Source organism: Alteracholeplasma palmae J233, assembly GCF_000968055.1.
GTDB classification, from domain to species: domain Bacteria; phylum Bacillota_I; class Bacilli_A; order Acholeplasmatales; family Acholeplasmataceae; genus Alteracholeplasma; species Alteracholeplasma palmae.
Map to the genome: position 1 here is coordinate 1,398,765 of NC_022538.1, position 11,915 is coordinate 1,410,679.

13 protein-coding genes are annotated in these 11,915 nt (G+C 29.6%); 1 reads left to right on the top strand and 12 read right to left on the bottom strand.

All coding sequences use genetic code 11. From position 1 onward, the window contains the following. Nucleotides 1–55 precede the first annotated feature (55 nt). The gene (locus tag BN854_RS06455) at nucleotides 56–904 is read left to right on the top strand and encodes a VOC family protein (protein ID WP_030003740.1); all 849 of its coding nucleotides are present in this window, start codon (nucleotides 56–58) and stop codon (nucleotides 902–904) included. A 53-nt stretch (nucleotides 905–957) separates the two neighbouring features. On the opposite strand, the gene nusG is transcribed toward BN854_RS06455, so the two are convergent. The 12 genes from nusG to rplM form a co-directional block, all read right to left on the bottom strand. Further along, the gene (nusG, locus tag BN854_RS06460; protein ID WP_030003741.1) at nucleotides 958–1,509 is read right to left on the bottom strand and encodes a transcription termination/antitermination protein NusG; all 552 of its coding nucleotides are present in this window, start codon (nucleotides 1,507–1,509) and stop codon (nucleotides 958–960) included. Continuing rightward, on the bottom strand, nucleotides 1,509–1,919 hold the full coding sequence (gene secE / locus BN854_RS07790; protein ID WP_030003742.1) for a preprotein translocase subunit SecE: 411 nt from the start codon (nucleotides 1,917–1,919) through the stop codon (nucleotides 1,509–1,511). Before secE ends, nusG begins: the two co-directional genes overlap by 1 nt. 11 nt (nucleotides 1,920–1,930) lie before the next feature. Beyond that, nucleotides 1,931–2,080, bottom strand: coding sequence for a 50S ribosomal protein L33 (gene rpmG / locus BN854_RS07795; RefSeq protein WP_030003743.1), 150 nt, complete (start codon nucleotides 2,078–2,080; stop codon nucleotides 1,931–1,933). A gap of 78 nt (nucleotides 2,081–2,158) precedes the next feature. After that, nucleotides 2,159–2,671 (bottom strand): sigma factor, encoded by a 513-nt coding sequence (locus BN854_RS06470; RefSeq protein WP_030003744.1) that lies wholly within the window; start codon nucleotides 2,669–2,671, stop codon nucleotides 2,159–2,161. A gap of 18 nt (nucleotides 2,672–2,689) precedes the next feature. Next, nucleotides 2,690–3,391 (bottom strand): 23S rRNA (guanosine(2251)-2'-O)-methyltransferase RlmB, encoded by a 702-nt coding sequence (rlmB, locus tag BN854_RS06475; RefSeq protein ID WP_030003745.1) that lies wholly within the window; start codon nucleotides 3,389–3,391, stop codon nucleotides 2,690–2,692. A 51-nt stretch (nucleotides 3,392–3,442) separates the two neighbouring features. Next, nucleotides 3,443–6,115 (bottom strand): HAD-IC family P-type ATPase, encoded by a 2,673-nt coding sequence (locus tag BN854_RS06480; RefSeq protein WP_030003746.1) that lies wholly within the window; start codon nucleotides 6,113–6,115, stop codon nucleotides 3,443–3,445. Beyond that, on the bottom strand, nucleotides 6,112–6,492 hold the full coding sequence (locus tag BN854_RS07890; protein ID WP_030003747.1) for a Mini-ribonuclease 3: 381 nt from the start codon (nucleotides 6,490–6,492) through the stop codon (nucleotides 6,112–6,114). The genes BN854_RS06480 and BN854_RS07890 overlap by 4 nt, the downstream gene beginning before the upstream one ends. Continuing rightward, entirely contained in the window at nucleotides 6,493–7,806 is a 1,314-nt protein-coding gene (cysS, locus tag BN854_RS06490) for a cysteine--tRNA ligase (protein WP_030003748.1), read from the bottom strand. It lies immediately after the preceding gene. A gap of 110 nt (nucleotides 7,807–7,916) precedes the next feature. Then, nucleotides 7,917–9,476: a hypothetical protein gene (locus BN854_RS06495; protein WP_030003749.1), complete on the bottom strand. Its 1,560-nt coding sequence runs from the start codon at nucleotides 9,474–9,476 to the stop codon at nucleotides 7,917–7,919. A 15-nt stretch (nucleotides 9,477–9,491) separates the two neighbouring features. Next, nucleotides 9,492–10,823, bottom strand: coding sequence for a glutamate--tRNA ligase (gltX, locus tag BN854_RS06500; protein WP_030003750.1), 1,332 nt, complete (start codon nucleotides 10,821–10,823; stop codon nucleotides 9,492–9,494). Nucleotides 10,824–10,962: 139 nt separating this feature from the next. Continuing rightward, nucleotides 10,963–11,358, bottom strand: a complete 396-nt coding sequence (gene rpsI, locus BN854_RS06505) for a 30S ribosomal protein S9 (protein ID WP_030003751.1) — start codon at nucleotides 11,356–11,358, stop codon at nucleotides 10,963–10,965. Nucleotides 11,359–11,362: 4 nt separating this feature from the next. Continuing rightward, the gene (rplM, locus tag BN854_RS06510) at nucleotides 11,363–11,791 is read right to left on the bottom strand and encodes a 50S ribosomal protein L13 (protein WP_030003752.1); all 429 of its coding nucleotides are present in this window, start codon (nucleotides 11,789–11,791) and stop codon (nucleotides 11,363–11,365) included. Between the last annotated feature and the right edge of the window lie 124 nt (nucleotides 11,792–11,915).

Here is an 11,915-nt window from a genome sequence, read left to right on the forward strand (position 1 = left end):
TAATTTGAAGCTAATTCTAAATTGGTTTAGAATATACATATAGGAGGAATATACAATGAAAAAATTCCACAATAACCAAACTATGCATGTAGAATCTATTAGTTTGAAAGTAAAAGACTTAAAAAAAATGCGTTATTTTTATAAAAACACCCTAGGTTTAGATATTCTATTAGAATCAAGTAACAAGATTGTTTTAGGAGTAGACCATCCTATTGTTACATTAATTGAAGATAGTACTGCAACTTCTAAAACTGCCACAACCGGTTTATATCACTTTGCTATTCTACTACCAGAAAGAAAAGACTTATCTAGTTTTCTAAGACACATGATAGAAATTCATTACCCTTTGACTGGCGGTTCTGATCATGGTGTAAGTGAAGCAATCTATCTAAATGATCCAGAAGGAAACGGGATAGAAGTTTATTGGGATAAAGATGAATCTGATTGGCCAAAAGAAAATGGGAAAACCACTATGTTTACTGAGTTTTTAGACTATGAAGATTTATTAACTTTAAGCGAACACACTACTTTTACCAAACTACCTAAAAATACTATTTTAGGGCACCTCCATCTACATGTTAGAAACTTAAATGAGGCAAAGAAATTCTTTGTAGACATGCTTGGGTTTAATGTTGTAATAGCTTATGGTCCAAGTGCTTTATTCATAAGTGATAATGGCTATCACCATCATATTGGACTTAATACATGGAATGGTACAAATATTTCAGACAGAACCACTCAAACAGGTTTAGTATCTTATCAAATAAATGTCCCAAATAATAAATATCAACAGATTCTTAATCAGTTAATTTCTAATAAGATTACTTATCGAGAAGAAAATGATTCTCTTTTATTTAATGATTTGAATCAAACTTTGATTGAACTTAAAAATACTCATTTTTAATGCCTGAATTATTTCAGGCTTTTTTTATAAAAAAAAGAGCATTTAGCTCTTTATTACATTTCTTTAAAATCTTCAAATGAAATTTCTGTTGGTGTAGCTCTACCAAAAAGATCAACATCGACAGTCATTTTTTCTTGGTCATGATCAATTGAAGAAACTTCACCTTTTTGACCAGCAAACGGTCCAGAAATAATTTCAACTGTTTTACCAAGTAATCTTTCATAGTTAGGTTTAGAGATTGCTCCGATTTTAAGTAAAATAGGTTTGATTTCTTCTTCAGTTAGTGGAACTGGTTTTGTTCCTCCACCACTTGAACCTAAAAACCCTGTTACACGTGGTGTGTTTCTGACAACAAACCAAGCTTCATCTGTAACAATCATTTCGACAAATACGTATCCTGGATACATTTGACGAACTTTTTCTTTTTCTTTTCCATCAGCTTTTTTTTCAATGTATTTTTCTTCTGGCACTACAACATTGAAAATATAATCAGACATTCCCATACTTTCAACTCTTCGTAGTAAGTCTTGTCTAACTGATTTTTCATATCCTGAATATGTTTGAATAATATACCAGCGCACTCTAGGTGTCGTATTTTGTTTCATCATGCTAATATCCTAATCACGTTTACGATAATAATATCGAAAGCTACAATAATAAATGTTAAGATTCCAGTAAATAGAACCACTCTAAATGTATATCCTGCCATTTTTTTCACTGTTGGCCAACTAATTTTTTTCAATTCTGGAATTGCTGGTAAAAAGAATGGATAGATTACTAGTGCTAACCCAAGTAAGGCAACAACTAAAACTGACCAAGCAAATATTTTGTCATTTGGTGATTCACCTATGATTGGAAATCCTGTAATTTGTAAGGTCCCATTAATAAGTAAAACTGCTAATCCCATTGTTAAAATAGCAAGTAATGCTAAAACTAAAGATTCCCAACGATATTCTGTTTTTAAAACTTCAAGTAACTTACTTTTTGTTTCTTGTTCCTTTTTTTTGATTGCCATGAATACGCCTCCTATTTTGTCTCTTTATGTAAAGTATGTTCATTACATTTTGGACAATACTTTTTCAACTCTAAGCGTTTGTTATTTAACTGTTTGTTACGATATGTTGTGTAATTTCTGCTTAAACAATTTTCGCAAACTAGAATTACTTTTTCACGCATTTAAAAAACCACCTTCCGTGGTCGTTTGTAAGTATATTTTATCATTTACAACCGACATAGTCAACTTTTATTTATATATTATAACACAGCTTTATACTTTTCTTTTATTCGATAAATCGTATTATATATTTGTTTTTTTGTATAATTTGTTTCACATGCTATTTGTGTTATCTTTTTTCTTTCTTTGAAATATGCTTCATATATGATTTTTTCCATTGGATTTTTTAAATCTATTTCTTCAAACTCTTCGTAATCTTCATGATATGCTGCATGTTTTAGAAAATGTGTTTCTTCTTGTAGCCTATATTCCGGTAGTCTATTTTTTAGTTTAAAAAACTTTCTTTTTAAGATAAGTTCAAAATATCGAGTAAATGTTTTATTTTTATTCTCATCAAAATAAACTACAGCTTTATGTAATAGCATGATTCCTTCTTGATAATAATCTTCTTGTTCCCGTTTTGGTATATCTAACAAATGGATATACTTCCAAATTAATCGTTCGTACTTTCCTACTAAATACTCTAATGATAACTCATCCTGGTAACTTTGAACTAAATAAATCAATTCATAATCATTTATTATTGGATACACATTTACCAAACTCTCCCATTATTTTTTTATATATGTTGCGTACATCATTAATGCAGCAGCAACACTCACATTTAATGAATTAACTTTCCCTTGCATTGGTATTTTAACTAACATATTACAATTTTGTTTAACAAGTTGTCTAATCCCAGACCCTTCGTTACCCATAACTATTGCAAGTGATCCTTCTTGAGGTATATCAGTATACTCAATTGTAGCACTACCATCTGTTCCAACTACTAAAACACCTTCTTTTTGTAGTTTTAACAAAGTTTGATGGATATTGTTAACCAGTATAATATTAGTGTGTTCAATTGCGCCTGAAGATACTTTTGCTACTGTAGCATTTAAAGGTACTTGGTGCTTTTTAGAAATAATAACACCATCATATGATGTAGCTTCTACAGTTCTTAAAATAGCTCCTAAATTTTGAGGGTCATGTAATTCATCTAATATTAAAAATCTTTGTCTAGTTTCTTTATCTAATATTTCTTCTAGTTCTTTAAATTGATAAGCTTTAACATCAGCAACCACACCTTGATGATTTTGATTATTAGTCAATTCATTTAATGAAGCTTTATCTTTTTTTTCAAAATGAATATTTCTGTCTTTCAAAAATGCTAAAAAAGCAGAATCACTGAATTTTTCATCTAAGTACAATTTATAAACTGGTCTTTTTGCATAAATAGCTTCTTTTACTACGTTTTTTCCGTAAATAATCATTTTATTACTCCTTTTAGTAATATAAAGGCGCACTTTAAAGGCGCCTTTACTTTATTGCATACTTGAAACTTTATTCATTATAAATTTAAAGAATTTCTTTATCCAACCATATAAATTTGAAACAATATAAATCATTTTATATGTGGCAAGAACTAATACTAATAATAACAACAACTGTGGTAAGTCTAATGGATTTAAATCTTTAACTCTGGCCATTCTAAATACCGGTGAGAATTGTAATAAATCTGGTAAGAAAATAATTGCCGCCAAGACGATTGCAGCCATTGACATAAACAAGATAAGTCTTCTTCCATTAAATGGTAAACAAGTTCTTAGTAAGACCATAAATGATGTAAATGTAGCTGTTAAAGAAATTAGGGTTGATGTAGCTTTGCTATCCATACCAAGGGCATTTGCAAGCCACAATATAATTAAACTGTTAATAACTACAACTACAGCTCCTGGTAGAGCAGCTTTTACGATATTACTTAAGAAATTACCTTTAACTGCCTTGTCATTTTGTTCAAGTGCTAAGAAGAACGATGGTATACCAATTGCAAATATGTCAATTAAATTTAATTGGATTGGGCTAATTGGATAGATACCATTTCTAATAATCGCTATAATTGCTAATAAGAATGAGAAAATAGTTTTTGTTAAAAATAAGGTTGATACTCTTTGCACGTTATTAATAACTCTTCTACCTTCAGCAACCACTTTAGGCATTGAAGAAAAGTTAGAATCCATTAAAACAAGGTGTGATACGTTTCTTGCTGCTTCTGATCCAGATGCCATGGCAATTGAAGTATCAGCTTCTTTTAAAGCCAATATATCATTAACTCCATCACCTGTCATCGCAACCACGCGTCCGTTATCTTTTAACGCTTCAACTAAAATACGTTTTTGTTGTGGTGATACACGACCAAATACAGAGTATTTTGTCGCTGCTCTAATAACATCTTTATCTGTTAATCCTTCTAAACTGATATAATCAGCTGCGTTATTAATTCCAGCTCTTGCTGATATATTTGAAACAGTAATTGGATTATCTCCTGAGATAACTTTTACATCTACGCCATTTTCTTTGAAATAACTAATTGTTTGAATTGCATCAGGTCTAATTGTATCTTCAATAGTAATTAAAGCAATCGGTGTAATTTTACCTGATAATTGCCCATCTTCAATCGGATTTTCTGATTGAGCAACTAATAAAACTCTATATCCTTGTTTAGCTTGTTCTGTTACTTCTTGTTCGATAATACCAAAGTCTTTTTTAAGAATAAACTCTGGTGCTCCAATTGCGAAAGTTCCGAATTTTTCAAATTCAACTGCACTATATTTTCTTGAACTTGAGAAAGGTATGAGTTCTTTATGTCTAATTCTTTTAGCACGTCCAAATTTTTCTTCTAATGCATCTGATGTTAAATTTTGATCGTTTTGAGCATTCATCATGGCTGATACTAAATTTTTAAGAGTTAATTTAGGTACGCTATTATATTCAATAACCCCTTTAACTTTCATAGTTCCATCAGTGATAGTTCCAGTTTTATCTAAACATAGTGTATCTACTCTGGCTAACATTTCAATACAGTAGAGTTCTTGTGCATAAGCATTATTTTCAGATAGTCTGACAAACCCTACAACTAAAGCCATACTTGTTAATAAGAACAAGCCTGAGGGAACCATACCAATCATAGCCCCAGCAGTACCAACTACCGCTGACTGATATATAGCATAAAGTTCGCCTCCTGTAATTCCTTGACTAACTCCATTTTTAAAGTACATCATATAAAATAATGTCGCCCCAATTGGAACAATAAACACACCAATAATTCTAATCATTGTTTTTAATGATTTTAATAATTGAGATTGTGGTTTCTTATATTTTTTAGCTTGTGAAGTTATTTTTTCAATATAGATATCTTTACCAATAGCAGTTACTTGAGCATAACAGTGACCTGATATTACGAAACTACCTGAATAAAGCGTATCACCTTTGCGTTTTATAATAGGATCAGATTCTCCTGTTAATAAAGCCTCATTAACTTCTATAACGCCTTCTCTAACAACTGCGTCAGTTGATATTTGCTTACCAGCAGAAAGTGATAGGATATCATCAATAACAATCCCATCAACCCCTATTTCTTGTTCTTGATCTTCTCTAACGACATTTGAAGTAGGAGTCATTAATAAAGACAGGTTATCTAATACTTTCTTAGCATTGATCTCTTGTAAAATACCAATTGTTAAATTGGCAAGCACGATTGCTAAGAAAAATAATTGTTTCCATTGACCGATTGAAATTAACCATCCCGCTATAGAAAAAGTTAATAAGTTGAAAAAGGTGAAAACGTTAGAGAAAATAATACCTCCAATAGTTTTACTACTACCTTTTTCTATTTTATTAATCATTCCTGCTAATTGTCTTTGTTCAACTTCTTCATATTTTAATCCTTTTTCAATTTCAGGATTATATCTTTCAACAACTATCTCTTCAGTTTTTTTCACTCTTTTTTTAGGTGATAATGAAGGTTTTTCTTCCTTTTTTTCTAATTCACTTAATCCTAGTGGATCCCCTGACATAGATAGTGGTTCTTCTTTAACAACCGTTTTAGGTCCTTTATTTTTTTTAGATGCTTTTTTCTTAGTCACTGCAGTTTCTTCTATGACTTCATCTTCTATTATTTCTTTTTCTAAAGTTTTATTTTCATTGTCTGCATTCATACTGTCTCCCCACTTTCTTGATTAATATATGCAATAGATAAATTAATCAATTCCATTACTCTTTTTTCATTTGTTAACGTAAGCATACCTATTAGTGCTTCAAATCCAGTAGATAAATGATAGGTTGCACTATCTATATTTTTTCTACCAGGTCCGCTTGAGTTTCTTCCACGTTTAAAGATTGTTATTTCATCTTCAGTTAATAAATTAGAATCAATAAAGTATTTGATAATTTTAGCTTGAGCTGTTCCAGAAGTATATGAAATAGCCTTTTTATGCAGTTTATTAACATTTGTCATACCACTATCAAGTAAGTATTTACGAATATGAAATTCATAATAAGAATCGCCTAGATAGGCTAATGTTAGACCATTCACTTATATCAATCCTTGTTCTGTTAATTTTTCTCTTAAAGTATCAGCAAGCCCATAATCTTTATCTTTGCGTGCTTGTTGCCATTTTTTGTATATATCAATCATATCATCTGAGATGAATGTATCTATTTTAATACCAAAAATATTTAAGATATGAATTACAGTATTTTTATATTTTGAAACTAAATTCCGGTCTTTTTCTACATTAATTTTTTTAATTAATTCTTCAATTAAAGTTAAAACATTAGGGGTAGAAAAGTCATCATTCATTAAATTATGAAATGATTCTAAGGACTCTGCGTCAGTTTCATTTAATATTATACCATTTAATTCTAAATTAAAGGAAGCTTTTTTAAGAGTCCTTTGGATTCTTTCATAATTCTTAGAAAATTGTTCTAATAATTCATGACTAAAGTTAATTGGTTGGCGGTAATGATGTGCCAATATTAATAGTTTAAAGGCTTCTGTTTTTTCTTGTTCAATCAAATCTTTTACTAAAAAAACATTTCCTAAAGACTTACTCATTTTCACATTTTCTAAATCTAGTCTACCTACATGCATAAAGTAATTGGCAAGATCTGTATTATCATGCGCACATGTTTGTGCTATTTCATTTTCATGATGAGGAAATTTCAAATCAAAGCCTCCACCATGAATATCGATTTTACCTTCAAAGATATCATGATTCATAACAGCACATTCAGTATGCCAACCAGGTCTACCAGATACCCATGGACTATCGTATTTAATCCCTTTATCCGTCGTTTTCCATAAAGCGAAGTCTTCTGGGTTTTCTTTTTTACTATCTAATTCTTTTCTAATGTTTTGAATGAGTGTATCAATATTTTGATTACTTAAACGTCCATAATTTTTAACTTTTTTAACTCTAAAATAGACACCACTTTCTAGTTGATATGCAAATCCTAATTGGATGAGTTCTTCAATATATTTAATCATAGATGCTATATAGTCAGTAGCTTTTGGCATCATATCAATCGAATTAACATTAAGAGCGTTAATAACATTAATAAAAGCATTTGTATATGTAGTAGCTACTTCTTTTTCGGTTTGGTTTAGCTTAATAGCCTTATCAATAATTTTATCATCAACATCTGTAATATTAGTAACGTAATTCACCTTATATCCCATTGATATTAAATATTGTTTAAGCATATTAAAAAATATAAGTGGTCTAGCATTACCAATATGTATATGATCATAAACCGTTGGTCCACAAACATACATATCAACGCTATTTGGTTTAATAGATTTAAACTCCTCAATTTTATTTGATAAAGAATTATATATTTTTAACATTTATACCACCTTATAATCTTTCTATCTTTTCAACTTATAAGATACTTTCTATTAGATTATATCACAAGTTGAAAGCTTATTTTATAGTAAAAAACGGCTTTTTTTGCCGTTTATACTATTTTTTCTAAAATCCAATTGTTTATTTTTTTATTCTCTAAATCAGTTTTGCTAAAAATTAAAGTGTATTCTGTATCTACTACTATGTTATCTACCTTAAATAAAGCTTCTTGATATAAATAGTTTTGAGAATAGAATTTATTTGCTAGTAAATCAGTCTTTATATTTTTTATCTCATCTGTTAGAATTTCAACAGTTCCTTTTCCAATAGCGTTTGTTACAACACTATTGTTTCCTGTTACTAATCCAACTTTAATTTCTTTAATGCCTTTTATATTTTGTTCTTTTCCAACTTCTATTTTAGCATCAACAAATACATCAGCTAATAAATAACTTCTATCATGTCCAAAAATACCACCGATGTTTATTTCACTACTAGAAGGTGTTTTTTCATCTTTTAACTTTGTAAATTCCTTTTGATCTGCTTTAATGTTACCACTAAAATAAAGGTTTGTCTCAGTTCCTTGATTAGGTCCGATAACTTTTCCAGCAATCCCACCTATGTTTAAGTTTCTTTGACTTGTTTCTGACTCTTCATAAGAAAAATCAACATCTATTAAAGTGTTCTTTACATAAACACGAGTCATTCTACTATGCTTATTCATATTACTATCTTCATAAGAACCAATAACTGAACCAATATAAGCACTAGGCAATTTATCAATATCCACGTTGATAGTAACATTAGAAAGGGTGATATCAGAATAACTTCCTCTAGCATATCCAGAGATAGATCCTAAATATAAACTGCTGTATTGGCTTTTATGTTTTTGATTTATTTCACTGTTTTCTATAGTAATTTTAGAAAAGACTGCAGAATTATAACTATAACTTGATATGATTGCGATATAGTTTGTCCCGGTATTACTCTTTTCCATATTATCTATTTTAATATTAGATAGTTTTATGTTAGTAATTTTTCCACTCACTCTACCAAATAAAGAAGTATGAGATTTACTATCATTTTTAAGTATTATATTTTTTATTTCATGACCATTACCATCAAAAACGCCAGTAAAGTCTTTATCATTAAAAATAGAATTTTTTAATTCTTCAGAATTAAAATCAATATCTGCATTCAATTTATAATAAGTTTCTAATAAAACTTCTTGTGTCTTTGTATCATCTGATTCCATTACTTTTTGAATTTCTAATAATTCTTCTTTAGTATTAATAAGATATGGATTTTCTTCATCACTACCTTTAAGTAGTGTCTTTTCATTTTTTTTGTATAACTCAACCACTTTTGTTTTGTGGGTGCCAAAAATAACAATTTGATAGTCAGTATCAGCCTTTAAATTTGTTAAACTGAATTCTTTATTTTTCTCTATTTTCTCATATCTAGATACTTCTTTATCATCATTAAACGCTATTGCATACATACTATTTGAAAGAAGTTGATTCTTTTCATCTTCCCAATTTAATTTATATGTGATTTTCTTGAAACCAATTTTAGTATCAACTATTTCTAAATTAATATTAATACTATCTTGACAAGCGATTAAAGTAAAAATTGAAAATATTGATATTACAAATATTAGGAATTTTTTCATTTTTATCTCCAAATTTTAAAGCTGTTTAATTGTTTCTTTAATTCTTGATATAATTCTTTCTTTTCCAAGTAATGCTAATGAAACTGGTAAACTTGGTCCATGCATTTCTCCAGTAGTTGCAATTCTAGCTGGCATAAATAGCAATTTACCCTTAATTCCAGTGTCTTTTCCCACTTGTTTAATTGTTTGTTCTATAGTTGGTGCATCAAATTCTATTGCTTCAAAAGCGTTTAGCATTGATACTAATAATTCTTTTGAATTATTTTCAACTAAAAATTGTTTTTCTTCTTCATTTATAACAAAATTTTCATGGAAGAAAGCTTTATATAAAGAAACTATTTCAGCAATATATGTTAGTCTATCTTGTAATAATCCTACAAGTGTTTCTAGCCATTCTTGACTTTCAATCACAATATTTTCTTTTTCTAAATATGGTCTTGCTAGTTCTGCTAATTTACTTACTTCTAATTTTTTAATATATCTACTATTAACATAAGCTAATTTTTCTTTATCAAACATAGCTGGTGCTTTAGAAAGTCTCTTATCATCAAATAATGCAATAATTTCTTCCTGAGTTAGTATTTCTTCTTCTCCCTTAGGTGAAAAACCTAATAAAGAAATGAAGTTAAACATAGCTTCTGGAAGATATCCTAAATTTGCATATTCAGAAATAAATTGGATAACATTTTTATCTCTCTTACTTAATTTCTTTTTATTTTCATTAACAATGATAGTCATATGACCAAATACTGGAGTTTCCCATCCAAAAGCATTATAAACCATAATTTGTTTTGGTGTGTTTGTAATATGTTCTTCTCCACGTAAAACATGAGAAATTTCCATTAAGTGATCGTCTACTACAACGGCAAAATTATAAGTTGGTATCCCATTATCTTTCATGATAATCCAATCTTCAATTTCTTTACTTTCAAATTTTAAAGTACCGCGAACCATATCATCAAATTGATAAGTAACATTTTCTGGAACTTTAAAGCGAATAGCAAATTTATCGCTATCTTCTCTATATTCTTTATATGCTAGTCCTTTTTCTAATAATTCATTAGCATATTTAGTATATAATTCTAGTCTTTCTAATTGTCTATAAGGACCGTAATTACCACCTTTATCAGGTGATTCATTCCAATCAAGTCCTAGCCATTTTAAATTTGTTAACTGTGACTCTTCTCCGCCCTCTACATTTCTAGCAACATCTGTGTCTTCAATTCTAATAATAAAGTCACCACCATGGTGTCTTGCGAATAAATAATTAAATAAAGCACTTCTAGCATTTCCTATATGTAGTAATCCAGTTGGGCTTGGTGCGTATCTTACACGAACTTTTTTCATACTTAAAATACCTTCTTTCGTAATACTATTATATCTTATATTGTGTTTTTTAACAATATCAACTTACCTTAACAAAACATTATAATTAAAAGAAAAGCCCCCAATAAAGGGAGCTTGACACAATTGTGTAACCAAACAATTAACGTTTTGAGAATTGTGGTGCACGACGTGCTTTCTTTAAACCATATTTCTTACGTTCTTTAGAACGAGGATCTCTAGTTATTAGTCCTGCAGGTTTTAAGATTTGTCTTAACTCTGCATTAACTTCTAGTAAAGCTCTTGTAATCCCTAAACGGATTGCACCTGCTTGACCAGTTAATCCACCACCATTAACATTAGCAACTACATCATATTTATCTGCGTTTTCAGTTAATGCTAAAGGTTGTAATACGTCTAAGCGAGTTGCTGCTGATGGAATATATTCTTCGAATTCTCTTCCATTAACAATAAACTTACCTGTACCTGTTGTAAGAATAACACGAGCCACTGAACTCTTACGACGCCCAGTACCAAAATATTGAACTTTATTAGCCATAGTGTTATACCTCCAAACTTTCTGGTTGTTGCGCTTGATGTTTGTGTTCTGCATCAGCATATACAAATAATTTCTTAGCCATTGCTGAGCCTAACTTAGTGTGTGGCAACATACCGATAACAGCTTTTTCTACCATACGAGTTGGGAATTTAGCCATCATTTCTTCAGCAGTAGTTTCTTTTAAACCACCGTTGTATCCTGAATGATTGTAATAAATTTTGTTTGACCATTTTTTACCAGTCAATTTGATTTTATCTGCATTAACGATAATTACATAGTCACCATTATCCACGTGAGGGGTGTATGTTGGTTTATGTTTACCTTTTAAAACAGATGCTACTACAGTTGCAAGACGACCTAAAGTTTTACCTTCAGCGTCTACGACAAACCATTTGCGTTCAATAGTTTGTTCATTTGCCATAAATGTTTTCATTTTTTGTTTTCTCCTTATTCTTATTAAATCATTAATAAGGGCTTGTGGAATTTTTTTGAATCGTACCTATCTAATAATACTATATTGGATATTAAAAGTCAATCTTTTTATGTCTATTTATAAA